The organism is Variovorax boronicumulans, assembly GCF_040544675.1.
Taxonomy (GTDB): Bacteria; Pseudomonadota; Gammaproteobacteria; order Burkholderiales; family Burkholderiaceae_C; genus Variovorax; species Variovorax boronicumulans_D.
In genome coordinates this window covers 83,986-107,120 of sequence record NZ_JBEPKK010000013.1, presented here as the reverse complement: position 1 = coordinate 107,120, position 23,135 = coordinate 83,986, and the positions used below count along the sequence as shown (strand labels likewise).

General features: G+C 66.1%; 21 protein-coding genes and 1 tRNA gene. 6 read left to right on the top strand and 16 right to left on the bottom strand.

The features are described 5' to 3' along the window. Positions 1-3: 3 nt before the first annotated feature. The 3 genes from ABIC90_RS21250 to ABIC90_RS21240 all read right to left on the bottom strand — a co-directional run bounded on the left by ABIC90_RS21250 (position 4) and on the right by ABIC90_RS21240 (position 2,577). Positions 4-1,110, bottom strand: coding sequence for a BMP family ABC transporter substrate-binding protein (locus tag ABIC90_RS21250; RefSeq protein WP_354357580.1), 1,107 nt, complete (start codon positions 1,108-1,110; stop codon positions 4-6). Between the two features lie 64 nt (positions 1,111-1,174). Beyond that, complete coding sequence (locus tag ABIC90_RS21245) at positions 1,175-1,561, bottom strand: VOC family protein (RefSeq protein ID WP_354357578.1); 387 nt, start codon at positions 1,559-1,561, stop codon at positions 1,175-1,177. Positions 1,562-1,575: 14 nt separating this feature from the next. Further along, positions 1,576-2,577 carry an isopenicillin N synthase family dioxygenase gene (locus tag ABIC90_RS21240; protein WP_354357576.1) on the bottom strand — a complete coding sequence of 334 codons (1,002 nt, stop codon included), beginning with the start codon at positions 2,575-2,577 and terminating at the stop codon, positions 1,576-1,578. Between the two features lie 203 nt (positions 2,578-2,780). Here ABIC90_RS21240 and rutR point away from each other — a divergent pair, with 203 nt between their 5' ends. Next, positions 2,781-3,491, top strand: coding sequence for an HTH-type transcriptional regulator RutR (gene rutR / locus ABIC90_RS21235; RefSeq protein ID WP_354357574.1), 711 nt, complete (start codon positions 2,781-2,783; stop codon positions 3,489-3,491). Positions 3,492-3,624: 133 nt separating this feature from the next. On the opposite strand, the gene rutF is transcribed toward rutR, so the two are convergent. The 6 genes from rutF to rutA are packed head-to-tail and all read right to left on the bottom strand — an operon-like array spanning position 3,625 to position 7,939. Then, positions 3,625-4,164 (bottom strand): NADH-dependent FMN reductase RutF, encoded by a 540-nt coding sequence (rutF, locus tag ABIC90_RS21230; RefSeq protein ID WP_354357572.1) that lies wholly within the window; start codon positions 4,162-4,164, stop codon positions 3,625-3,627. A gap of 18 nt (positions 4,165-4,182) precedes the next feature. After that, a complete protein-coding gene (locus ABIC90_RS21225; RefSeq protein WP_354357570.1) occupies positions 4,183-4,779 on the bottom strand; it encodes a malonic semialdehyde reductase in 597 nt (198 codons plus the stop codon). After that, a complete protein-coding gene (rutD, locus tag ABIC90_RS21220) occupies positions 4,776-5,603 on the bottom strand; it encodes a pyrimidine utilization protein D (RefSeq protein ID WP_354357568.1) in 828 nt (275 codons plus the stop codon). The genes ABIC90_RS21225 and rutD overlap by 4 nt, the downstream gene beginning before the upstream one ends. 5 nt (positions 5,604-5,608) lie before the next feature. Beyond that, the gene (rutC, locus tag ABIC90_RS21215) at positions 5,609-6,001 is read right to left on the bottom strand and encodes a pyrimidine utilization protein C (RefSeq protein ID WP_354357566.1); all 393 of its coding nucleotides are present in this window, start codon (positions 5,999-6,001) and stop codon (positions 5,609-5,611) included. A gap of 23 nt (positions 6,002-6,024) precedes the next feature. Beyond that, the gene (gene rutB, locus ABIC90_RS21210; protein ID WP_354357564.1) at positions 6,025-6,813 is read right to left on the bottom strand and encodes a pyrimidine utilization protein B; all 789 of its coding nucleotides are present in this window, start codon (positions 6,811-6,813) and stop codon (positions 6,025-6,027) included. 13 nt (positions 6,814-6,826) lie between these two features. Then, entirely contained in the window at positions 6,827-7,939 is a 1,113-nt protein-coding gene (gene rutA, locus ABIC90_RS21205; RefSeq protein WP_354357562.1) for a pyrimidine utilization protein A, read from the bottom strand. 215 nt (positions 7,940-8,154) lie between these two features. Here rutA and ABIC90_RS21200 point away from each other — a divergent pair, with 215 nt between their 5' ends. From ABIC90_RS21200 to ABIC90_RS21190, 3 genes are read left to right on the top strand one after another with little or no spacing between them, the layout of a single operon-like run. Further along, positions 8,155-8,607 carry a YybH family protein gene (locus ABIC90_RS21200; RefSeq protein WP_354357560.1) on the top strand — a complete coding sequence of 151 codons (453 nt, stop codon included), beginning with the start codon at positions 8,155-8,157 and terminating at the stop codon, positions 8,605-8,607. A 53-nt stretch (positions 8,608-8,660) separates the two neighbouring features. Further along, positions 8,661-9,692: a YheT family hydrolase gene (locus ABIC90_RS21195; RefSeq protein ID WP_354357696.1), complete on the top strand. Its 1,032-nt coding sequence runs from the start codon at positions 8,661-8,663 to the stop codon at positions 9,690-9,692. Positions 9,693-9,696: 4 nt separating this feature from the next. Continuing rightward, complete coding sequence (locus ABIC90_RS21190) at positions 9,697-10,266, top strand: DUF2946 family protein (protein ID WP_354357558.1); 570 nt, start codon at positions 9,697-9,699, stop codon at positions 10,264-10,266. Positions 10,267-10,351: 85 nt separating this feature from the next. On the opposite strand, the gene ABIC90_RS21185 is transcribed toward ABIC90_RS21190, so the two are convergent. From ABIC90_RS21185 to ABIC90_RS21170, 4 genes are all read right to left on the bottom strand, one after another. Further along, complete coding sequence (locus ABIC90_RS21185; protein WP_354357556.1) at positions 10,352-10,975, bottom strand: c-type cytochrome; 624 nt, start codon at positions 10,973-10,975, stop codon at positions 10,352-10,354. A 115-nt stretch (positions 10,976-11,090) separates the two neighbouring features. After that, positions 11,091-12,512 carry an efflux transporter outer membrane subunit gene (locus ABIC90_RS21180; protein WP_354357554.1) on the bottom strand — a complete coding sequence of 474 codons (1,422 nt, stop codon included), beginning with the start codon at positions 12,510-12,512 and terminating at the stop codon, positions 11,091-11,093. After that, on the bottom strand, positions 12,505-15,669 hold the full coding sequence (locus tag ABIC90_RS21175) for an efflux RND transporter permease subunit (RefSeq protein ID WP_354357552.1): 3,165 nt from the start codon (positions 15,667-15,669) through the stop codon (positions 12,505-12,507). The genes ABIC90_RS21180 and ABIC90_RS21175 overlap by 8 nt, the downstream gene beginning before the upstream one ends. 16 nt (positions 15,670-15,685) lie before the next feature. Continuing rightward, positions 15,686-16,972 carry an efflux RND transporter periplasmic adaptor subunit gene (locus tag ABIC90_RS21170; protein ID WP_354357550.1) on the bottom strand — a complete coding sequence of 429 codons (1,287 nt, stop codon included), beginning with the start codon at positions 16,970-16,972 and terminating at the stop codon, positions 15,686-15,688. A gap of 180 nt (positions 16,973-17,152) precedes the next feature. On the opposite strand from ABIC90_RS21170, the gene ABIC90_RS21165 reads away from it, so the two are divergent. Then, on the top strand, positions 17,153-17,812 hold the full coding sequence (locus ABIC90_RS21165) for a TetR family transcriptional regulator (RefSeq protein ID WP_354357548.1): 660 nt from the start codon (positions 17,153-17,155) through the stop codon (positions 17,810-17,812). Positions 17,813-17,855: 43 nt separating this feature from the next. Beyond that, a tRNA-Arg gene (locus tag ABIC90_RS21160) sits at positions 17,856-17,930 on the top strand. A gap of 116 nt (positions 17,931-18,046) precedes the next feature. On the opposite strand, the gene ABIC90_RS21155 is transcribed toward ABIC90_RS21160, so the two are convergent. The 3 genes from ABIC90_RS21155 to ABIC90_RS21145 form a co-directional block, all read right to left on the bottom strand. Next, a complete protein-coding gene (locus tag ABIC90_RS21155) occupies positions 18,047-19,909 on the bottom strand; it encodes a tannase/feruloyl esterase family alpha/beta hydrolase (RefSeq protein ID WP_354357546.1) in 1,863 nt (620 codons plus the stop codon). Positions 19,910-20,302: 393 nt separating this feature from the next. Further along, positions 20,303-20,428, bottom strand: a complete 126-nt coding sequence (locus ABIC90_RS21150) for a hypothetical protein (protein WP_354357544.1) — start codon at positions 20,426-20,428, stop codon at positions 20,303-20,305. Positions 20,429-20,510: 82 nt separating this feature from the next. After that, the gene (locus ABIC90_RS21145) at positions 20,511-22,445 is read right to left on the bottom strand and encodes an alginate lyase family protein (protein ID WP_354357542.1); all 1,935 of its coding nucleotides are present in this window, start codon (positions 22,443-22,445) and stop codon (positions 20,511-20,513) included. Positions 22,446-23,135 lie beyond the last annotated feature (690 nt).

The window sequence follows — 23,135 nt, the reverse complement described above, 5'->3', positions numbered from 1 at the left end:
TGCTTACTTCTGCGTCACCACGCCCTTGACGAACCAGTCCATCTTCCAGAGGTCCGCGTCCGACAGCACCGCGCCCTTGGCCACGCGCTCCTTGCCGTCGCGGTCGGCGAGCGGGCCGGCGTAGATCTGCTTGCCCTTGAGGATGGCGTCGCGCTCGGCGGTGATCTGCGCGGCCTTGTCCTTGGGCACCGCGGGGCCGAAGCCTGCGATGTCGGTGCCGCCGTCCTTCATCTCGATGAAGGCGCCGTAGGGCGCGGGCTTCCAGCCGCCGGCCATCACCTTCTTCAACTCCGGCACGAGGAACTTGTCCCACACCCACACCGACGAGCACAGCGTGGCCTTGGGCGCGAACTGGCGCAGGTCGCGGTGGTGGCCTGTGCCGTACACGCCGCGCTCCTGCGCGACGATCTGCGGCGTCGGGCTGTCGACGTGCTGGCCGATGACGTCGGCGCCCTGGTCGATGAGGGCTGCCGCGGCGGCGCGCTCTTTCACCGGGTCGTTCCATGCGCCGGTGTAGATCACGTTGACCGTGGCCTTGGGGTTCATCTTCTGCGCACCGAGCGCGAAGGCGTTGATGGTCCAGTTCACCACGCCGAAGGGGTTGGCCGCGACGAAGCCGAGCTTGCCAGTCTTGGAAGCCGCGCCCGCGGCCATGCCGCAGAGGTACTGGCTTTCGTAGGTGCGGCCGTAGAACGATTCGAGGTTGGTGCCGTTGGTGGTGCCCGAGCCGTTGAGGAAGGCCACGTCGGGGTACTTGGCGGCCAGGTCCTTGAAGCTGTCGGAATAGCCGAAGGCGGTGCCGATCACGATGTTGGCGCCGCGCTGGATGAATTTTTCGGCTGCGGGCTTGATAGCCGAGGCGTCCTCGGGCACGTTTTCGACGAACTGGATCTTCTGGCCGATTTCCTTTTCGATCTTGATGCGGGCTTCGTCGAAGGCCTGCGTCCAGCCGCCGTCGTTCTTCGGGCCGAAGTAGAGCATCGCGATCTTCGGCTTGTCCTTGAGCGTGAAGCCGTCGGCCGCGGTGGCGGGCAGCGTCACGAAGAACGCGCCGCCGGCCGCGAGCGTCAGTGCAAGGCTGAGGAAGCCGGTGGTGGGTGTGCGCAGCATGGAGCAACCTTTCGTGGGAAGCATGGGAAGTGACGGAAGAAAAAAAGAAGAGAGGCCGCGCGCGTCACATCATGAAGTTGATGCGGAACACGTTGCCTTCGGGGTCTAGCAGCACCGACTGGTACCAGTTGTAGTAAGTGACGTAGGGCGGCTTGATCAGCGTGGCGCCGGCTTCGAGCGCGACGGGCACCATGCGGTCGACATCGGCGTGGCTGTCGACATCGATGTTCAGCAGGAACTTCACGCCGCGCGTGTCTGCGTAGTCGGACAGGTGCAGCAGCTCGTAGGCATCGAGCGCGTTGAAACCCAGGCTCGACTTGCCGGTGTCCAGGCCGCGAAAGATCGGCGAGCGGATCGCCTCGATCTCCGCGAAGCCGAACACGCGCTGGTAGAAGCCGCTGAGTGCGACCACGTCCTTCGCGAAGACGTTGACGTAGGAGAGGTGGGCCATGTCGCGTCTTCAGCCTAGGCCGTCGCCTTGGTGCCGCCGAAGGTCGTCTGCTTGACGAACTTCGAAGTGAGATGGTCGCCCGACGAAATGGGCGCGTACTTCGGCGTCTCGCCCGGTGCGAGGCAACTGGGCAAGCACTCGACCATTGCGTCGTAGTTCGGCTGGTGAAAGAACACCAGCGACTGCCTGCGGTTGGTGCTCGCCACTTCGAAGGGCGGGTTGACCACGCGGTGCAGCGTGGACACCCACAGGTCGTTGGTCCACTGCATCATCAGGTCGGCGATGTTGACGACCATGCCACCCTCGACCTGCGGCACGTCGACCCACTGGCCCGCCTTGTTGAAGACCTGCAGGCCCTTGTCGTCGGGCAGCACGATGGTGAGGCTGCCGTAGTCGCTGTGGGCGCCCGCGCGCAACTGGCCCGGCAGCGGCGCTTCGCGCTGCGGCGGATAGCTCAGCACGCGGAACATGCTGATGTGCTTGTCGATCTTGTCGTCGAAGAAAGTCTCGGGCAGTTCGAGGCCGAGCGCGAAGATGCGCATCAGCGAACGCGAGAGATCGCTCATCGCTTCGAAGTAACTTTCGTAGGTTTCGCGGAAACCGTCGATGGGTGGCCAGCTGTTGGGCTCGAAGTGCGGGCCGGCAGCGGGGCCGTGGTGGTAGTCGTCGTCGGGCACGTTCGACGGGCCGATGGAGAACGACTCCTTCAGGTCGCCGGGCGCCGCTTCTTCGAGGCTGTAGGAAAGGCCTTCTTCGCCCACCGCGCTGTAGCCGCGCACCGCGTCTTCGCGCGGGCGGTCGACCTTGCGCTTTTCCGCGAGCGGCATGTTGAAGAACTCGCGAGAGAGCGACGACACGCGCGACACCAGTTCGGCCGGAATGCCGTGGTTGGTGATGACCAGGAAGCCGATGCTGCAGCAGGCTTCGTCGACTTGCCTTGCGATCTGCGCCTTGCCTTCGGGCGTGCCGGCGAAGTAGGGCGCGAGATCGATGATCGGTACGGACAACAGGGTCATGGGTAGGTCCTCATGCTTGGCATGCCTTTCGCCATGCAACGTCTGTGCCAGTTGGACCAAATGGACAAAACGCATTTGTCGCGTCAGCATGGTGCGCGCCACGAGGGCTGGAAGGCCGTCGTGGCGCAACGCGATGCACCGTGGCCTTACAGTGGTGCGCCGTTCAGAGAACCTGCAAATCCGTACACAAAGAGCGAGGGAAGATGCCGAAGACCAAGGCGCTGGCCGCAGCCAGCAGCAGCACCGACAAGAACCCGGCGCGCAAGCGCGCCAAACCCGCGGTGCGCAGCGCCTCGGCCGTGAGCCGGCGCCTGCGCCAGATCGAGGACAAGCGCAGCGCCATACTCGGCGCGGCGCTGGGTTTGTTCTCGCGCTTCGGGCTGCATGGGACTTCCATCGACCAGGTGGCGGCGCGCGCCGATGTGTCCAAGAGCAACCTGCTTTATTACTTCGCGAACAAGGAGGAGCTGTACGTCAACGTGCTGCGCGACCTGCTCGCGCTGTGGCTGGAGCCGCTGCGCGGTTTCAGCGCCGAGCAGGACCCGAGTGAAGCGATCGGCGACTACATCCGACGCAAACTGGTGATCTCGCGCGACAGGCCGGATGCATCGCGCCTGTTCTGTCTTGAAATGATCCAGGGCGCGCCGCTGTTGCGGGATGAACTCGACCGCGAGTTGCGCACGCTGGTGGAGCGCAAGTCCGAAGTGATTCGCGCCTGGGTCGAGGCCGGCAAGCTCGCGCCGGTGGATCCGCATCACTTGATCTTCGCGCTGTGGGCGATCACGCAGCACTACGCGGATTTCGGGGTGCAGGTGCATGCGCTGTCGGGGCACACGCTGGACGATGCGGCGTTCTTCGAGCAGACGGTGGAGAACGTGCAGCGCATCGTTCTGCAGGGCATCACTGTCCGCTAGGTTTTGCTCCCTCCCCTTCCGGGGGAGGGCAGGGGTGGGGGCAGGCGGCGTACCCATTGGGCGCTCTGCCCGCCCCCATCCCAACCTTCCCCCAGAGGGGGAAGGGGCCATCCAAGCGAGAAGGCAAGAAGAGTCAGTGCTGCGGCGGCGCCGCGATCTCGTGGTACTTGCGATCGAAGTAGATGAGGCTCTGCGCCGCGCCGCCGATGGCGATCGCCACGGCTTCGCAGAACAGCACGTCATGCGTGCCTGCACTGGTGGCGCTCACCACGCGGCAGTCGAAGGACGCCGCAGCGTCTTCGAGCACCGGCGAGCCCGTCGCCTTGCGGCTCCAGCGGCCGGCGGCGAAGCGTTCGTCCATCGGCGTCTTGCCGCCGAACAGGCCCGACAGCGTCTGGTGCCCCGCGGCCAGCACGTTCACGCACAGCACGCCGTTGGCGGTGAATGCCGGGTACACCGAGGCCGAGCGGTTCAGGCACACCAGCAGCATCGGCGGCTCGTCGGTCACGCTGCACACGGCCGATGCGGTGAAGCCGGCGCGGCCTGCGGGGCCGTCGGTCGTGATGATGTTCACCGCCGCACCGAGGCGCGCCATCGCGTTGCGGTAGTCGGCCTTGGGCAGCGGCGGCAACAGGCCGGTGGACGGAACGTGGGATGCAATGGCGTTGAGCATGGAGAACTCCGGTCGGCTTCAGGCCAGCGAGCAGGCTTCGTCGAAAGGCAGGCGCGGCAGGCGGCCGAACACTTTCGACACGTCGCCGTGGCCGAGGTTGATAAGGAAGTTGGCGGTCCAGTCGGTGCCCTCGAAGAACGCGGCATCGACCTTCGCCTTGTCGAAGCCCGACATCGGGCCGGCATCGAGCCCCACCGCGCGCGCGGCAAGCAGCAGGTAGCCGGCCTGCAGGCTCGCATTGCGGAAGGCCGTCTCGTGCGCGGCCTCGGGGCTGCCGGTGAACCAGCTGCGCGCATCGGCATGCGGAAACAGCGTGGGCAGCTTGTCGTAGAACTTGCGGTCCCATGCGGCGATGACGGTGACGGGTGCCGTCATGGTCTTCTCGAGGTTGCCTTTGGAGAGCGCGGGCGCAAGGCGCTGCTTGCCCTCGGGCGTGCGCACGAAGACGAAGCGCGCGGGCGAGCAGTTGGCCGAGGTCGGGCCGAGGCTGGCGAGCGCGTAGATCTGCTGGAGCTGCGCGTCGGAAACGGGTGCATCGGTCCAGCCGTTGTGGCTGCGCGCGCCGGTGAAGAGAAGCGACAGCGCGGCGTCGTCGAGGGTCTGTATGTCGGTCATGCGGGAACGGCGGGTGTGCTGACCCGCGCGAGAAAGTCGAGCAGGCTGCGGTTGAAGGCGGGCGCTTCGGTCACGCTGTGTGCGTGGCCGCCGTGCGATACGAAGTCGAGCGTCACATCGTGCAGGCCATCGGCCAGCCGCTGCGAGCAGGTCCAGGGGACGAGCACGTCGTCCTTGGCGGCTGCAATGAGCGTGGGCACGGTGATGTCGGCGAGGCGCGCATCGATGTCGAAGGCGCGCAGGGCGGCGATGCGCGCGCGCATGTTGGCTTCGCCCGGGAAATGCGTGAACGCGTGATCGACCTCGTCGGCCACCTGTTGCGCATGCTCGGCGCACCACGCTGCGGGGTACAGGAAGATCGGTTGGGCTTCCACGTAGGCACGGGGGCCGAGTGCGCTTAGCAGTGCAAGCCGCGCATCGAAGCAGCGCGCCGAATGCGGATTCGGTCTGGACCACGCATTGACGAGCACGAGGCTCGCCACGCGTTCGGGCGCGTCGAGCGCCAACTGCAGGCCGACCAGTCCGCCGAGCGCGTGGCCCGCGAAGTGGCACTGCGCGGTGTCCGTGGCATCGAGGATCTCGATGACGTCCCGTGCCATGTCGGCGATGGCGTAGTCGGCGGGCAGCGCGGCAGGGCTGCGGCCCGTGCCGCGCTGGTCGTACACGATGACGCGGTGGCCGGCCTCGACCAGCGTGCCGAGCTGCGGCTGCCAGAAGCTGGCCGAGCCGCCCAGGCCCGAGGACAGCAGCACGGTGGCCGCCGCATCCGATGGCCCGTGCACTTCGTGGTGCAGCGCGGTCATTGATGCACCCTTGGCGCTCATGCGGTTCAGGCCTTGTTGCCGATGTGCGCGATCGAGGCGATCTCGATCAGCGCGTCGGGTTTCACCAGGCCGCACTGGATGCAGTAGCGCGCGGGCTTGGTGCCGGGAAAGAACTCGGCGTACACCGCGTTGATCTTGGCGTAGTCGGCCCAGTCCTTGAGCATGATCTGGTTGAAGGTCACGTCGTCCATGGTGCCGCCCGCGGCCTCGACCACGCCCTGGATGGTGGTGAGCACGTGGCGCGCTTGCGCGCTGGCATCGCCGACGTGGACGACGTTGTTGTCCTTGTCGAAGGGCAGCGTGCCCGAGACGTAGAGCACGCCGTCGGCGAGCGCGCCGGGAACGTAGGGCGCGAGCGGCACGCCGGTGCCGGGCGGGATGATGGCTTGCTTGGGCATTCGGGAACTCCTTTGACAATGAATCAGGCGATGGCCGGTTCGACCGCTGCGGGTCGGACGGCAATTTGCGGTGCGAAGGTGCTGCAGAACTGGTCCACCGTGGAGACCCATCCGAAGAAGGTCTCGACGTTGTAGACAGAGGCTTTCTGGATGGCCGCGCCGCCGAGTTCGTGCGTGGCGTCTTCCAGCATCACCGCGAAGTACTCGAGGTGAAAGGCGTCGCGCAGCGTGGATTCGACGCACACGTTGGTGGCGATGCCGGTGAACACCAGGTGGCGAATGCCGCGTGCGCGCAAGGTGCTGTCGAGCGTGCTGTTGAAGAAGCCGCTGTAGCGCGTCTTGGGCACCACGATGTCGCCGGGTTGCGGCTTCATCGTGTCGATGAGCTCGTAGTCCCACCCGCCCTTGGCGAGGAACTTGCCCTGCAGCTCGGGCTTGGCGCGCATGGTCTTGAGCGCGTTCGACTTGTGCCAGTTGGGCGAGCCGGGGCCGCCTGCTTCCACATACGCCGCATCCCAGCCGTTCTGCAGGAACACGACCAGCATGCCGGCCGCGCGCGCGGCCGTGATGGTGCGCGCGATGTTGGCAATGGTGCCTTGCGCGCCCGAGATGTCGAAGCCGGCCGAATCCACATAGCCGCCGATGGAGGCGTAGGCGTTCTGCATGTCGACGACGATGAGCGCGGAATCGCTGGCGTGCAGCGCGAGCGGCTCGGGGCGCGCGGGCAGCACGAGCGGCGCGGGCGCACCGGGCAGGCGTGGCGCGCCGACGGGCGTGGTCGAGGTGAGCGTGGTGTTCCTGGGCGTGGTCATGCGCGTCTCCTCTTCAGGCCGCCAGGCGCTCGGGCTCGACCTGCGAAGGCACGGGGCTCTGCACATGCGCGCGACTCTTCATCAGCGGCTGGATGCGCTCGCCGAAGGCTTCCACGCCCTGCACGAAATCGTCGAAGGTCAGCAGCACGCCTTCGGTGCCCGGCACCTCGGCCACTTCGTCGAGCAGGCGCGCGACGGTTGCGTAGGAGCCGACCAGCGTGCCCATGTTGATGTTCACCGCCGAGGTCGGGTCGGCCATCTGGCGCACATTGGTGTCGGCGCCGGACTTGGTGTCGGCCGCGCCCTGCTGGCCGAGCCAGGCGATGGCTTCGTGGTCGGCGCCGGCCTTGTAGTGCTCCCACTTGGCGCGCGCGGCCTCGTCGGTCTCGTCGGCGATCACCATCATCAGCACGTAGGTGGTGACGTGTCGGCCCGTCCTGGCGGTGGCTTCGATCAGCTTCTGCGCGGCGGGCGCGAAGGCCTTGGGGGTGTTCACGCCCTTGCCGAAGCAGAAGTTGTAGTCGGCGTACTTGGCCGAGAACTCCATGCCTGCATCGCTCTGGCCGGCGCAGATCACCTTCATGTCGGCCTGCGGTTGCGGGCTCAGGCGGCAGTCGTCCATCTGGAAGTGGTCGCCCTTGAAGTCGGACTGGCCCTTGCCCCAGAGGTCGCGCAGCACCTGGATGTATTCGGAGAGGTAGGCGTAGCGCGTGCCGAAGAACTGGTCGCCGGGCCACATGCCCATTTGCGAGTATTCGGGGCGCTGCCAGCCGGTGACCAGGTTCAGGCCGAAGCGGCCGCCGGAAATGGAGTCGATGGTGGCCGACATGCGCGCCACGATGGCCGGTGGCATCACCAGCGATGCGGCGGTGGCGAAGAGCTTGATCTTCGTGGTGACCGCGGCGAGCCCGGCCATGAGCGTGAAGGACTCCAGGTTGTGGTCCCAGAACTCGGTCTTGCCGCCGAAGCCGCGCAGCTTGATCATCGACAGCGCGAAGTCGACGCCGTAGTGCTCGGCCTTGAGCGTGATCTCTTTGTTGAGCGCGAAACTGGGCTTGTATTGCGGCGCGTTCTCGGAAAGCAGCCAGCCGTTGTTGCCGATGGGAATGAAGATGCCGACGTTCATGAAGGGCTCCTGTTGCGGTTTGCAAAAGCCTATGCATGCGGCGTGCCAGTCGAATAATCTGTTTTAAATCAAAGAGTTATGTGTTTTCGGAGCTTTGGTTTTGACCATGTGGTCCAAAGTGGAGCAGACGAAGTGAAAAATCCGCAGCCGCGCGGTGCGCACCGGACCAAAGCGGTGCAGCGCCGGCGTCACGAAGCTCGCGGCAAAATCACGCCATGCCCAAGACCCCACACCGCACCGCCGCGGCCATCGGCGGCACCGCCGACGATGTAGAGGCGGCTTTCTATGAAGCGCTGCAGCGCGGCGACATCGACGCGTTGATGGCCTGCTGGGCCGACGAGGACGAGGTGTTCTGCGTGCACCCCGGCGGCCCGCGGCTGGTGGGCAACGTCGCGATTCGCGCGGCCTTCGAGCAGATGTTCGGCAACGGCGCGATCCATGCGCAGCCGGCGCGGGTGCGCAAGATCGAGTCGCTCGCAAGCGCGGTGCACAACGTGCTGGAGCGCATCGAGGTGCTCACCGCCGAAGGCCCGCGCCATGCGTTCGTGCTGGCCACCAACGTCTATCACAAGACCGCCCAGGGCTGGCGCCTGGTGGCGCACCATGCGAGCCCGGGCAGCGCGCGCGAACCCGACGACGTGAACGATCCGCCCCAGACCCTGCATTGATGCCTTCCGCCGCTTCTTCCTCTTCTTCTGCTTTTTCCTCTCCTCGTTCGTCGATGGACTATGCGGCGCCTCGCTGGCTGCCCGGTGGCAACCTGCAGACCATCTGGGCGGCGCTCTACGCACGCCGCTTCGAAGGGAAGGCGCCGGTGTATCGCCGCGAGCGGTGGAATGCGCCCGACGGGGATTTCGTCGACGTCGATTTCGTCGATGCGCCGTTGCCGGGCCCGCGGCCGCTGCTGGTGCTGTTCCACGGGCTGGAGGGCTCGTCGCGCAGCCACTATGCAGAGGCCTTCGCGGCATTCGCCGCCGAGCAGGGCATGGCTTTTGCCGTGCCGCATTTCAGGGGCTGCAGCGGCGAGATGAACCTGGCGCCGCGCGCCTACCACTCGGGGGACTACGAAGAGATCGGCTGGATCCTGCGGCGCATGCACGACCAGCATTCACTGCGCAATGACGGCGGGGGCGGCCCGGTGCTGGCCGTTGGCGTGTCATTGGGCGGCAACGCGTTGCTTCGCTGGGCCTGCGAGGCCGGGGACACCGCCCGCGCCTCGGTGAGCGCGGTGGCCTCGGTGTGTGCGCCGCTCGACCTTGCGGCCGGCGGCCAGGCCATCGGCCAGGGTTTCAACCGGCTGGTCTACACGCGCATGTTCCTCTCGACCATGAAGCCCAAGGCCATGGCCAAGCTCGCGCAGTTCCCGGGGCTCTTCGACCGCGAGCGGCTGCTGGCCGCGCGCGACCTCTACACCTTCGACGATGTGTTCACCGCGCCGCTGCACGGCTTTCGCAACGCCGACGACTACTGGGCGCGCGGCTCCTCCAAGCCGCACCTGAGCCAGATCCGCGTGCCCACGCTGGTGGTGAATGCGCTCAACGACCCGTTCATTCCGGCGCGCAGCCTGCCCGGGCCGGGCGACGTGGGGCGGCACGTCACGCTGTGGCAGCCGGCGCATGGCGGGCATGTGGGCTTTCCGATGGGGCTGCCGCCCGGGCATGTGCGCGGCATGCCGGAGCGCGTGGGCGCCTGGCTGCAAGCGCATGGCGGCGCCTTGGCTGACGTCCGCGTCGCCCAGCCGGCAGGAGAATGAATCGATGGACGACATCGTCAAACAGGCGCTCGCCAAATGGCCCAACGTGCCGCATTGCTACGGCTGGCTGGGCCTGGATGCGCGCGGCAACTGGTACATGCGCGACGACCGCACCCAGGCCGAAGGCGCGTTCCCGGCCGCCAAGGGCTCGATGCTCAGGCACGACAAGCTGATCGACTTCATCCATCGCAACTACGAGCATGACGACGAGGGCCAGTGGTTCTTCCAGAACGGGCCGCAGCGCGTCTATGTCGAACTGGAGGCCGCGCCCATGGTCTGGCGCGTGGCCGAGGAGGGCGAGGGCTTCACGGTCACCTCGCACACCGGCCAGGCGGTGGAGGTTTCGGACTGCCTGCTCGATGAATCAGGGCGGCTCTATCTGGCTGCGCCCCTCGGGCTCGGGCTGGTGCATACGCAGGATGTCGGCATTGCGGCCGAAGCCGTCGAGCGCGGCCTGTGGACGCCCGAGGCGGCGCGGGCCGGCGAACTGCCGCAACGCTTCGGCCATGTGATGAGTCCGGCGGCGCGCCACGCCGATCAGGCCGCGGCGTCTGCGGCGCCAGCGAAGCAATAGCTCGTCGGTCGAGCCACCATCCACCGATCGCCCACAAAAAAGCCGCCTCATCAGGCGGCTTTCTTTTGCTTGTGCCGGGGCCGAATTACTTGGCCGGTGCTGGCGCAGCAGCCGAAGCGGCGGGCGCCGCACCCGAGGCTGCTTCCGCGGGTACCGCGGCGGCCGGACGGTCGGGCACCGGGAACTTGGAGCCGCCGGAATTGGCCAGGTAGACCACCGCGCGGCCGATTTCGAGGTCTTCGAAGTCGCCGCCGCCCTGTGGAGGCATGGCGCCCTTGCCCTTGAGCGCATGCTCCAGCAGCACCGCATAGCCTTGGCCGATGCGGGGGCCCCAGGCGGCAGCGTCGTTCAGGTGAGGTGCGCCCGGAATGCCCGGTGCGCCGTGGCAGGCCACGCACTGGGCCTTGAACACCGCCTCGCCGGCCGCGAGGGGGCGGTTGGCGTCGCGGATCTCGATGGCGCCGATCTTCTTGAGACGCTCGGCCACTTCACGGTCGCGCGATTCCTTGGAAACCCCGTAGAGCGCCATGTTCTCGCCTTCGGCAACGCCGGCGGGCTTGGTGTCCGAAACGACGTAGGCGACCAGACCAAAGATGATCAGGATCGGCACAATGAAGGAGAAAAATACCGCGAGCAGCAGTTGCTTCGGGTTCTTGATCGGGCCGGTGTGGGCTTCTTCTGCGGCCTGGTAGTGCGGGTCTGCGCTCATGGCGTCCTCAAAAACGGGGGCTCGTCGGGGGGCTTTTTCTAATCAACCGGCGATTATAGAGAGGCCCCTCGCCCAGCCGGGCGATTGGCCTTCCGATATCGGGCGCCCGCGCCCCTCAGCCTTGCTCGCGTGTGGCCCAGCCGCCACCCAGCGTGCGGTACAGCGTGACCTGGTTCTGCAGTTGCAGCAGCCGCACATTGACCGCCAGTTGCTGCGCCGTGAACAGCGAACGCTGCGCGTCCAGCAGGTCCAGCGCGCTCGCGATGCCGTTGCGGTAGCGCAGGTCGGAGAGCTTGAACCGCACCCCTTCGGCGTCGGCCTGCGCACGCTGCGCGCGCACCTGCTCGCCCAGCGTGGCGCGGCCGGCCAGGGCATCGGCCACTTCGCGGAACGCGGTCTGGATCGATTTTTCGTACTGCGCCACCGCGATGTCGCGCCCGGCCTTTGCCGAATTGAGTCCCGCGATGTTGCGGCCCGCGTCGAAGATCGGCAGCGTCACGGTGGGCGCGAACGACCATGCCTTGGAACCCCGGTCGAACAGTCCCGAGAACTCTGTGCTCGCGGTGCCGATGCCGCTGGTGAGCGACACGCGCGGGAAGAAGTTCGCGCGCGCCGCGCCGATGTTGGCATTGGCCGCAATCAGCTGCTGCTCGGCCTGGCGGATGTCGGGCCGCTCGGCCAGCAGGTCGGAGGGCAGGCCGGCCGGCACGTCCGGAATCGGTTGGATGCTGTCCAGCCCCTTGGGGCCGCTGGCCACCGCATCGGCGGGCACCGGCGCACCCAGCAGCAGGGCCAGGGCGTTCTCGTCCTGCATGCGTGCGCGCTGCTGCTGCGCGTAGGCGGCGCGTGCGGTTTCCAGCGCCGAATTGGCGGCCTGAAAGTCGAGTTCGGACGACACGCCGTTGTCAAAGCGCAGCTTGGCCAGGCGCAGCGATTCTTCCTGCGTGCCCAGGGTCTGGCGCGTGATCTCGAGCAGCTCGTTGTCGGCCATCACCGTGAGCCAGCCCGTGGCGACCGAGGCGATCAGGCTGATCTGTGCGGCCTTGCGTGCTTCCTCGGTGGCGAGGTACTGAGCGAGCGCCTGGTCCTTCAGCGCGCGGATGCGGCCGAAGAAGTCGAGCTCCCAGGCGGTGAAGCCGAAGTTGACGCTGTACTGCGACGCCACGCTGCCCGCGCTGCTGTCGAAGGCCTGCAGCGAATTGGGGCTGGAGCGCGAGCCGCTGCCCGTGAGGCCCAGCGCCGGAAACAGCGCCGAGCGCTCGACCTGGAACTGCGCGCGCGCCTGCTCGATGTTGAGCACCGACACGCGCAGGTCGCGGTTGTTGGCCAGCGCCGTGCGGATCAGGCCCGCCAGGCGCGGGTCGGTGAAGAAGTCCTGCCATGGCAAGGATGCGGCTGCCTGGCCGGCCGGTTGCGCGGGGTCACCCGGGAAGGTGGTCGGCACCGGCGCGGCGGGGCGCTCGTAGGTCGGGATCAGCGAGCAGCCGGCCAGCAGCATCGCTGCGGCCAGGGCTGTGGGAATCAGTTTCTTAGTCATGTTTCGGTTCCTCCAGGATGCCGGCGGCTTCTGCGTGCCGCTTGTCGGCCTCGCGCTGGCGCGCGCTGCCCTTGAACAGCGTGCGCACGACCACGAAGAACACCGGCACGAAGATCACTGCGAGCACCGTACCCGTCACCATGCCGCCGAGCACGCCGGTGCCGATGGCGCGCTGGCTGGCCGAGCCCGCGCCCGAGGCGATCACCAGCGGCACCACGCCCAGGCCGAAGGCCAGCGAGGTCATCACGATCGGGCGGAAACGCAGGTGGGCCGCGGCCAGCGCCGATTCGACGATGCCCTTGCCCTGCGCCTGCAGGTCCTTGGCGAACTCGATGATCAGAATCGCGTTCTTCGCCGAGAGGCCGATGATCGTGATCAGCCCCACCTGGAAGTACACGTCGTTCGAATAGGCGCGCAGCATCGTCGCCAGCAGCACGCCCAGCACGCCCAGCGGCACCACCAGGATCACCGCCATCGGGATCGACCAGCTCTCGTACAGCGCGGCCAGGCACAGGAACACCGCCAGGATCGCGAAGCCGTACAGGATGATGGCCTGCGAGCCCGCGAGCTTTTCTTCACGCGACTGGCCCGTCCACTCGAAGCCGAAGCCTTGCGGCAGCTGCGCGGCGAGCTTTTCCATCTCGGCCATCGCGGCGCCCGTGCTGAAGCCCGCGGCGGCGGAGCCGCTGATGCGGACCGCGGGATAGCCGTTGTAGCGCACCGTCTGCGTGGCGCCCGTGACCCACTTGGTGGTCGCGAAGGCCGACATCGGCACCGGCTGGCCTTGCGTGTTGCTGGCGTTCAGCTTGAGCAGGTCGTCGGGCTGCATGCGGGCCGGCGCATCGGCCTGCACCACCACGCGCTGGAGGCGGCCGCGGTTCGGGAAGTCGTTGATGTAGCTCGAACCCAGGCCCGTCGACAACGTGGCATTGATCGCGTCGAAGGTCACGCCCAGGGCGCTGGCCTTGTCGCGGTCGATGTCGATCTGCAGCTGCGGCGCGTCTTCCAGGCCGTCCGGGCGCACCTGCGACAGGATCTTGCTCTGCCCGGCCATGCCCAGGAGCTGGTTGCGTGCGTTGATCAGCGCGTCATGGCCTGCGCCCGAGCGGTCCTGCAGCCGGAAGCTGAAGCCGCTGGCATTGCCCAGTTCGGGAATGGGTGGCGGGCTCAGCGGGTAGATGAAGGCGTCGCGGATGCCCGACAGTGCACCGAAGGCACGGCCGGCCAGCGCGCTGGCCGAATTGGCCGGGTCCTTGCGCTCGTCCCAGTCTTTCAGCGTCACGAAGGCGAGGCCGGCGTTCTGGCCCTGGCCCGAGAAGCTGAAGCCCATCACGCCGACCATGCTCTGCACTTCGGGTTGCTTCAGGATGAAGCCCTCGACCTGCTGCATGACCGCGAGTGCGCGCTCTTGCGTTGCGCCCGGGGGCAGCTGCACGTTCACGATGATGTTGCCCTGGTCTTCTTCCGGCAGGAACGAGCTGGGCAGGTTGATGTAGGTGTACGCCACCGCGCCGACGATCGCGGCGTAGATGATGAGGTAGCGGCCGGCGCGGCGCAGGATGCGCGCCACCAGGCTCTCATAGCCCTTGGCGGTGCGCGTGAAGCCCCGGTTGAACCAGCCGAAGAAGCCGCGCTTGTCGGCATGGTGGCCGGCTTCCACGGGCTTGAGCAGCGTGGCGCACAGCGCCGGCGTGAGCGACAGCGCCATGAAGGCCGAGAAGGCGATCGAGGTCACCATCACCGCCGAGAACTGGCGGTAGATGTTGCCGGTGGAGCCCGCGAAGAACGCCAGCGGCACGAACACCGAGATCAGCACCACGGTCACGCCGATGATGGCGCCCGAAATCTGCTTCATGGCCTTGCGCGTGGCTTCGAGCGGCGACAGCCCCTCCTCGCTCATGATGCGCTCGACGTTCTCCACCACCACGATGGCGTCGTCCACCACGATGCCGATCACCAGCACCATGCCGAACATGGTCAGCACGTTGATCGAGAAGCCCAGCGCGAGCAGCGAAGCGAAGGTGCCCAGCAGCGCGATGGGCACCACGATGGTCGGGATGATCGTGTAGCGCCAGTTCTGCAGGAATAGGAACATCACCACGAACACCAGCGCCACGGCTTCCAGCAGCGTCTTGACCACTTCGGTGATGGAGATCTGCACGAAGCGCGAGCTGTCGTACGGAATGTTCCACTTCACGCCCGGCGGGAAGAAGCGTTCGAGCTCGGTCATCTTGGCGCGCACGGCCTTGGCCGATTGCAGCGCGTTGCCGTTGGGCGTGGGCTGAACGCCGATGCCGACCGCGGGCACGCCGTTCAGGCGGGCCGAGGTGGCATACGACTGGCCGCCGAGTTCGACGCGTGCGACGTCCTTCAGCCGCACGGTCGAGCCGTCGGTGTTGGCGCGCAGCACGATGTTCTGGAACTGCTCCACGCTGGCCAGCTGGCCGTTGACCACCACGGTGGCCGCGATGGCCTGGCCGGGAACGTTCGGCAGGTCGCCGATGGAGCCGGAGGACACCTGCGCGTTCTGTGCGCGGATCGCGTTGTTCACGTCGGTGGCCGACAGGTTGAAGCCCTGCAGCTTGGCCGGATCGACCCACACGCGCATCGCGTTCTCGGTGCCGAACAGCTGGGCCTGGCCCACGCCCACGATGCGCTGCAGCTCGGGCACGATGTTGCGCGAGGCGTAGTCGCCCAGCGCCACCGGGTCGAAATCGGGGTTGTCCGAAGACAGCATCGCGAACAGCAGGAAGTTGTTGCGCGACTTGTCCACGCGCACGCCCTGCTGGGTCACGGCCGCCGGCAGGCGCGGCGTGGCGCGGGAGAGGCGGTTCTGCACGTCCACCTGCGCGAGGTCGTCGTTGGTGCCGGCCTCGAAGCTGATCGTGATGGTGCCGGTGCCGTCGGCCTGGGCCACCGATTCCATGTAGATCAGGCCCGGCGAGCCGTTCATTTCACGCTCGATGACGGACAGCACGCTGTCCTCCAGCGTCTGGGCCGAGGCGCCGGGGTAGGCGACATTGATCACGATGGCCGGAGGAGCCACGGGCGGGTACTGCGAGATCGGCAGCTGGGTGATTGCCACGCCGCCCATCACGAGGACGAACAGCGCGATCACCCAGGCAAAGATCGGGCGGTCGATAAAGAATTTGGCCATGCGGGCGCGCTCCTGATTACTTCTTCTCGGCCGGGGCCGAAGCCTGGCCGTTCGCCGCGGGGGCGGCACCGGAGGCGGCTGCCGCGGGCGCCGGCGCCGCGTTCGGGTCCGGCTTCTTCCACGGCACCGCCTTCACGGGCGTGCCGGGCGGCATCATCTGCAGCTTCTGGAAGCCGTCGACCATCACCTGTTCGCCGGCCTTCAGGCCGTCGAGCACCACCCACTGGTTGTCCTTGGCGGCGCTGATCTTCACGGTGCGCTGGCTGATCTTGCCGTCGGCGCTCACCACCGAGACGGTGTCGCCCTGCTGGGTGCGGGTCACGGCCTGCTGCGGCAGCGTGATCGCGTTGGTGGCCTGGGCCTGCTCGAGCTTCACGCGCACATAAAGACCCGGCAGCAGTTCGCCCTTGGGGTTGGGCACTTCGGCGCGCAGCGTGATCTGGCCGGTGGTCGAATCGACCGTGAGGTCGGAGAACAGCAGCTTGCCGGGCAGGGGGTAGTCGGTGCCGTCTTCCAGCACCACGCTCACGCTGGCGGCCTCTTCGCCGTTGGCGCGCTTGTACTGGCCGGCGGCCAGCGCGCGGCGCAGCTTCAGCACGTCGGAGGCCGACTGCGTGAAATTCACGTACATGGGGTTGATCTGCTGCACCACGGCCAGCTCGGTGGCGTCGCCCTGGCCCACCAGCGCGCCTTCGGTCACGAGGGCGCGGCCGATGCGGCCCGCGATGGGCGAGGTCACGGTGGCGTAGCCGAGGTTGATCTTGGCCGTGGTCACGGCGGCGCGGCCGGCGGCCACGTCGGCCTCCGCGGTCTTCTGCGAGGCCACGGCGTTGGCGTACTCCTGCTTGCTCACCGCATTGGCTTCGACCAGCGGCTTGTAGCGGTCGGCCAGGGCCTTGGCCTGCACGGCGTTGGCTTGGGCGCGGGCCAGCGTGGCCTGCGCGTTCTGCGAAGCGGCATCCAGCGGTGCCGGATCGATGCGGAACAGGATCTGACCGGCCTTCACGTCGCTGCCTTCGCGGAATTCGCGCTTGAGCAGGATGCCCGAGGCCCGGGCGCGAACCTGCGCGATGCGCGAGGCTTCCAGCCGGCCCGGCAGTTCGGTGACCAGGCCCACATCGGTCGGCGTGGCGACGACCACACCCACTTCGGGGGCCGGCGGATGGCCGCCGCCTCCCGCGCCGCCCGGACCGGCGGGCGCATCGCCCTTGCCGCAGCCCGCAAGGACCAGCAGGACAACGGCGGCCACGGTCGCGAGACGCGGCGAAAAGGACGACGGGCGCGAGACATGCAGGAGAGGCATGCGATTCCTTTGAAGCGAAGACGGGAGATGGCGTGTTCGCGAGGCGAACAGCAAGACAGCATAAACAGCCGGGCCATCGGGGAAGCCCGGTAGTTTACATACATTCATGGATGTATAGTGGCAGCGTCCAATGGCCCCACGATGCACAAGGGGCGTTCGCTTTACAAATCTGGAGACTTGGTGGCACGTCGTACGAAGGAAGAGGCACTGGCCACGCGGCATCGATTGCTCGACGCCGCGGAGTTGCTGTTTCAGGCGCAAGGCGTCTCGCAAACCTCGCTGCAGCAGATCGCGCAGAAGGCCGGCGCCACGCGCGGTGCCATCTATTGGCACTTCAAGGACAAGGCCGACCTGTTCAACGCAATGATGGAGCGCGTCATCCTGCCGCTGGAGGCCGCGCCCAGGAGCGAGGCTGCCGCTGCCAGCGACGATCCCCTGGTCGAGATCGAGGAAGGCATGGTCCACGCGCTCACCCTCATGACCACCGACCCGCAAGTGCGCCGCGTGTTCGACGTGGCCACCCACAAGGTCGAGTACACGCACGACATGGCCTCGGTGCAGCAGCGCCACCTCGATGCGCGCAACGCCTGCGTGGCCGACTTCGAAAAAGCACTGCGCCTGGCTGCACGCCGTGCGTGCATCAAGCTGCCGGTGCCCGGGCACGTCGCGGCGCAGGGCATGCACGCGCTGATCAGCGGCCTCATTCAGAACTGGCTGCTCGATCCCGAAGCCTTCGATCTGGTTCCTGCCGGCAGGCGGACCTTCCGCGTCTACCTTGCGGGGCTCGGTTTCGTGCGGCCGAATGTTGTTGTGCGCGAGGCGGAAACGGCCGCGGCCTGATAGGCGATAATCTGCGGCTCCGGTGTTTGCCGGACCCTATCCTCTCGCTGTATTTCAACGGATAGAATTCGGCCCTCCGAAGGCTGAGATCCAGGTTCGATTCCTGGCGGCGGGACCAAATACCTATGGTTGGGATCGAATGAACTGCCAGGCGCGGCGTTCGAACCCGCAGAGCGGCTGCAAGCGCAGTTCAGTCGCCTGACGCCACACCACGAGTTCTCACAGCGGCCGCAACTACGAGCAGGTGTAGCTCGCCGCTGAGCCGATGTCGCCACTCGTGTAGGTGATCTTCTTCGGGTACACGCAAACGGGACGAGTTTTCGATGTGGCACCGCCAAGGGTCTGCAGGGTCAGGGCATCCGGAGCGGTGCCTTTTTCCACCCACGCCGTCAGCGCATCGTAGAACTGGGTCGGCGTGAAGTAGGGAACTTCCGCCGTCGGGTTGGACGTTCCGTTTGGATTGCCATGGCCGGCACCTGGCACCAGATAGAGCCGATAGAAGCCTTGGACATCGCTCAACCCGCCGTTCCTGGCGGCCACGCTGTTGTAGTAGTTGACCGTCCCCTGCGCCATGATGAGCTCGTCGGCCAAGCCGTGCCAGGTCAGCATCTTGCCCCCGCGGTTCTTGAACGCGGAGAGATCCGGGTTGTCCGTGTTGATGTTTCCAAACTGCGGCTGCAGCGTCACGCCGCGGTCGTAAGCATTGCTCAACTGCGCGTAGCTCAGTTGCTTCCACAGCGATTGACCGTTGCCGGTTGCATTCACGAACGAAGGGTCGCCGATGGTCGAGTTCTGCAGCTCGAGCGCCACCTGATCGGACGCAATGGGGAATGCACCGTTCGGGCTGGTCAGGCCGTTCAAACCAAAGGCAGCGAACATGGCGCCGTACAGCGAAGTGCCGCGGCTCTGTCCGTACCAGCGCTGGTTTGCGGAGCCAAGCAGCGTGGAGGACGATGCCGCGGACCAGCCGTTGTCGGTCGCCGGCGATGGCGCCGAGCCATCGGCGGTCATGCCGTACCAGACCTTGTTGATGGCCGTGGCTTGTGCTTTCGTGACGCACGCGCTCGTGGCGTTCGTCCCACCGTCGGATGCGCAGAGAACCGTGAGATCGGTCGTCGGGTCGTACGTACAAGACGCGGGGTCGAGCACATAGCCCAGGTGCTGGCCGCCCACCACATCGCATGCGGCAATGGCTGCGTTGGAAACCAGATCCTGCTGGGCCTGGGTCGGTGCAACACCACCCAGGTCGCGCTGGAAGACAATCTGCGGATACAGCTCCGCGGTGATGAACCTCGTCCAGTTGATGGCGGGATAGTTGGCGATGATGCCGTCGAAGTCGGTGGGGTTGTTCTGTGCCAGGTTCAGGCCCTGGCGTCCACCCGTCGAGCCGCCGTCCCAGTAGGCGAACTTGGCTGGCGTTCCGTAGTAGGCCGCTGCCAGCGCTTTCGTCTTCACGGCCTGTTCATGAATGCCTCGGCTGGCAAAGTCGGTCCACAAGGTCTTGTTGATGGTGCCGTCCGGATTCATCGCGAACGACCCGCCCGCGAGCGAAGAATGGCCGGTATCCGTGGTCGACGAGACGGCGCCCTCGTTGCCCGCCACGTCGGCCGCTTGGGCACTCGCAATCGCAGTTGCACTTCCGGCGGCGCCTCCTTGCCAACCGCCGCCTCCCAATGCATGAACGCGCGAATTCCAGGCGGCTTTCGATGGCAGCCAGATCTCGATGCCGATGCCGGGCGACGTCGAAGGCGCGCCCTCGGGTCCGGGGTTTCCGGGACCCACATTGAGCTTGACCATGCAGACGTCGTTGGCAGCCACCGGCGTTGCAGCCGTCGCCGCGCCACCCAGGAGAAGAGCGTCTCCCTTCTTGAATGACTTGACCGCAACGACGCTCGTACTGGCGTCCGGCTTGAAGTTCGCCTTGAGCGTGTCATCGCACGTCAGCGCCGCGGGGCCCGACGGGGGTGGCACCGTGGCGACAGGAGGATTGCCGAATCCGATGAAAGGAAGTGTGTTGTTGTTGCTGCCGCCGCCGCATCCACTGGCGAGAACGGCTGCAACGATCGCGGAAACTGCCAAAGGCTGATGGGTTTTCATATGTCTCCTTCAAATGGTAGATGCTGCAAGAAAGTGCACCTTTTCTCCGGCACTGGCATGCAATATGAACTATTAGGCATCTACCAAAAGCTTCACTCGTACGGGTTATCCCGCCGCTAGGGAATACGCCGTGCAGTAGATGTGAGTGAAGGTGCTCACCAAAGCACATCAGATCCGATCTTTCTCGTCACCACTGTTCGGAAATATAGTGCACATAATTTTCGGCGCTGCCCTCGCGCTGGCAGGGCACGAAGACAGGCCCCTCCCACTCTCGACGGCGGACTGGAAGCGGCGTGCGCGATGGCCGTGCCAAGCGCGGCGGCTTCCTTCCGCCGGCCTCTCTGCCAGGGCGCAAGTGCGCCCGGCCTCGACATCAATCGCGCATCGAGCCCACTACGGCTTGGAAGCGAACAGCGCGAATTCGGAAAGAGCCGTGAAGGCGCTGTCGCCGTTGCTGGCTGTGATGTTCAGCCGGTAGTAGCGATAGGAGCCCGGACTCGCGACCGCGTAGCTCTTCAACTCGGCGCGTTCAGGTCGAAGGCGCGTATGGCGTTGGTGGCGTTGCCTGTACTGTCGGTTGCTGTGCCGCCGGTCGTGACGTTCACCGCGAAGGAATCGGCGTGGCACTGTCCGCAGGAGAATTACCGCTCGTTCCAGCGGAGTTGGTGGCCGTGACGGTGTAGTAGTAGGTGGTGCCGTTGGTCACGGAGGTGTCCGTGTAGCTGCTGCCCGTGACGCCCGACGCGATGGGCTCGTAGGGCCCGCCGCTGAACTCGGAGCGGTTGACCGTGTAGTCTGTGGCCCCGAAGGATGCCTGCCAGCGCAGCGGGACGGCGCCATCGCCCGGCGAGGCCAGCAGCATGGCGGGCGCCGCGGGGATGACGCTCGGCGCACCACCGTCGCCGCCGGTGATCTGGACGTTGCTGAAGACGCTGTTGTTCAGCTTGCTAGTGACCGACGTGACCACCAATCCGACATAGACCGTATCGGGAACGGGGGCGACGATGCGGCCGACATCGGTGGCGGCCCAATTGGTGCCGTCGGGAGAAACGTAGCCGGTGATGATGTTCCCGATGCGCTCGAGCTTCACCCAGTGAGTAGGCCCGGAGCTCACACCCTTGTTCGCGTAGTTCGAGCCGCCATACACCGCCAGTTTCGTCATGTTCTGCAAGACTTCACTCTTGTAGTTCATTGCCATCCAGGCGCGCGGAGCGCCTGGTTCCAGACTTGTGCGCATCATCACGCCCGCCAGTGCGGACGGGTGGGTGTTCTCGAGCGACTCGACTTTCGCGATGATGGCGCTGTTGCCGGTGAGGGCCTTGTAGACGAAGTGGGAACTGTCGAGTGCGGTCCAGATACCCCAGCCTGACCCAGCCACGTTCCATTTGCCGTCGGCGTATGTGGCCGCGCCGGCCGCGCTGGCCCCCCCGATGTCCACACTGCTGAACCCCGAGGTGATCGAGGTCGCCGAGGGAATGGGCAGCGGCGGCGGCGGCGTCGCCTTGGAGGTGTCGGACTCCCTGAGGAACATGAAGCTGGTGCCGTCCACCGATGTCCCGAAGAGCCTCTGCGAGATGAAGGGTGCCTGGAGACCCTTGCGCAGGACGTAGGCGTTATAGATCTGGGTCAGCGCCGTGCTCCCGCGATTGGCGCCGTCCCAGCCGCGATTGGTGACGTCGGTGAGGTAGTAGCGATCGGTGGTGCCGAAAGGAAGGGCTGTCGTTGGGACGAGCTCGTTCACTCTCGCGAAATACTCACCCGCCGCCAGCAAGCGGTTGTCGAAATCGGAATAGATGTCGATGCCTTGGCTCCAGAGCGCCTCGGCGAGCACGGCCAGTGACTTGAGCTGCCCATAGGCGTGCCCCTGGTCGCGGAGGTAGTCGCCGAGCATGCCGATGTCGTTGGAATTCCGCAGCCCAATGTGGGCCAGCGTGCGCGTCTGATAGACGACCCTGTCCAATGTCTCGATGTCGTCGTTGTAGATCGCCATCAGCCCAAGCGCGGTGAGGGACAGTGCGCCCTTGTTGGCGGCGCCGAACATGCTTTCGCCATAGGGGTTCGCCGCCGGCATCAGCACGTCCTTGAAGTACTTCTTGACGATCGCCGTGTCGGCCTCCTTCCAGCCCGGCCATGTGGCGCGCAGGATTTCCGCGCCGCCCACGAAATCGAGCGCGTAGTCGCCCAAATCGAGCATCGACTCGCGACCCGAGAACTCCGTGTGGGTGGTAGCCCATCCCAGCAGCAGCCACTTTGCAATCTCCGCGTATTGCTCGTTCCCGGTGAAGTACCACATCCGCGAGAGATTCGAGATCGCGACCATATCGGAGCGCCAAGCATTGAGATTCTCGTCGGGGGCGCGGCTCACCTTCGCGAACGGGCCACCACGCCCTCGGTAGCTGAGCCTGGAGTTGGGACTGTTCGCCAATTGGTTGTAGCCGGACTTCCACGGCTCCCTGCCTTGGTCGATGTTTGCCTTGAGCGTCGCGAGATCCGAGAGGGTGACCCCGGCGCCTGGATGCTTGATGACGCGGGGCACCGGGTTGTCTCCCGGGGCAGCGGGGGGTTCCGGAGTGACTCCCGTGTCGGCGGGAATCTCGGGGGGCGCTCCCACGACAGCAGGGACCTCCGGGGTGCTCCCCGCGACAACGGGGGTCTCCGGGGTGCCTCCCGACTCGGTAAATCCGGTATTTCCGCCACCGCAGCCAGACAGGAGCACCGAAAGCATCAATGCGAAAACGCATCCTCGGGGAAACACGATCATGGGAATGATTTTTCAGAATTGGAAGAAAACCAGCCGCCGCACGCGTTGCGTACTTCGCATGCGGGGATTGCTGTCGTCGTGCATGGCCAAGGCCAACGGCACGTCGCAGGCGCGGACCCGGATCCATTCGCCGGGCACGCCATGATCCGCACGATTCATGCCTCGGTTCCCCACCGGCGAAGAACACGCCAATTGCTCGCGGCAAGTGACGCGAAGCGTCGCTTCGGACGCACCATGCGACAAGTTATGGCCAGCTCTCAAGTGGCGTCTGACAAAAAAGGAAATACGGGCGCATCAGGCCGAACCTGAACTAACACTTGCGCATGACAAGGCGCTCCATTCACGATGCAGCGATCGACGAAGCAGGGCCATCCTAGACTTCATCCTTGTCTCTTGAGTGCATCGAAAATCGAGATGCACTCACTCATTTTTCGGTGGAGTTACGGCGTTCTCTCACGCCTTGCA

What these genes read in the sequence shown, in the direction of transcription:
- ABIC90_RS21250 (WP_354357580.1), bottom strand. Translation starts at nt 1,110, where the DNA reads ATGCTGCGCACACCCACCACCGGCTTCCTCAGCCTTGCACTGACGCTC.
- ABIC90_RS21245 (WP_354357578.1), bottom strand. Translation starts at nt 1,561, where the DNA reads ATGGCCCACCTCTCCTACGTCAACGTCTTCGCGAAGGACGTGGTCGCA.
- ABIC90_RS21240 (WP_354357576.1), bottom strand. Translation starts at nt 2,577, where the DNA reads ATGACCCTGTTGTCCGTACCGATCATCGATCTCGCGCCCTACTTCGCC.
- rutR (WP_354357574.1), top strand. Translation starts at nt 2,781, where the DNA reads ATGCCGAAGACCAAGGCGCTGGCCGCAGCCAGCAGCAGCACCGACAAG.
- rutF (WP_354357572.1), bottom strand. Translation starts at nt 4,164, where the DNA reads ATGCTCAACGCCATTGCATCCCACGTTCCGTCCACCGGCCTGTTGCCG.
- ABIC90_RS21225 (WP_354357570.1), bottom strand. Translation starts at nt 4,779, where the DNA reads ATGACCGACATACAGACCCTCGACGACGCCGCGCTGTCGCTTCTCTTC.
- rutD (WP_354357568.1), bottom strand. Translation starts at nt 5,603, where the DNA reads ATGAGCGCCAAGGGTGCATCAATGACCGCGCTGCACCACGAAGTGCAC.
- rutC (WP_354357566.1), bottom strand. Translation starts at nt 6,001, where the DNA reads ATGCCCAAGCAAGCCATCATCCCGCCCGGCACCGGCGTGCCGCTCGCG.
- rutB (WP_354357564.1), bottom strand. Translation starts at nt 6,813, where the DNA reads ATGACCACGCCCAGGAACACCACGCTCACCTCGACCACGCCCGTCGGC.
- rutA (WP_354357562.1), bottom strand. Translation starts at nt 7,939, where the DNA reads ATGAACGTCGGCATCTTCATTCCCATCGGCAACAACGGCTGGCTGCTT.
- ABIC90_RS21200 (WP_354357560.1), top strand. Translation starts at nt 8,155, where the DNA reads ATGCCCAAGACCCCACACCGCACCGCCGCGGCCATCGGCGGCACCGCC.
- ABIC90_RS21195 (WP_354357696.1), top strand. Translation starts at nt 8,661, where the DNA reads ATGGACTATGCGGCGCCTCGCTGGCTGCCCGGTGGCAACCTGCAGACC.
- ABIC90_RS21190 (WP_354357558.1), top strand. Translation starts at nt 9,697, where the DNA reads ATGGACGACATCGTCAAACAGGCGCTCGCCAAATGGCCCAACGTGCCG.
- ABIC90_RS21185 (WP_354357556.1), bottom strand. Translation starts at nt 10,975, where the DNA reads ATGAGCGCAGACCCGCACTACCAGGCCGCAGAAGAAGCCCACACCGGC.
- ABIC90_RS21180 (WP_354357554.1), bottom strand. Translation starts at nt 12,512, where the DNA reads ATGACTAAGAAACTGATTCCCACAGCCCTGGCCGCAGCGATGCTGCTG.
- ABIC90_RS21175 (WP_354357552.1), bottom strand. Translation starts at nt 15,669, where the DNA reads ATGGCCAAATTCTTTATCGACCGCCCGATCTTTGCCTGGGTGATCGCG.
- ABIC90_RS21170 (WP_354357550.1), bottom strand. Translation starts at nt 16,972, where the DNA reads ATGCCTCTCCTGCATGTCTCGCGCCCGTCGTCCTTTTCGCCGCGTCTC.
- ABIC90_RS21155 (WP_354357546.1), bottom strand. Translation starts at nt 19,909, where the DNA reads ATGAAAACCCATCAGCCTTTGGCAGTTTCCGCGATCGTTGCAGCCGTT.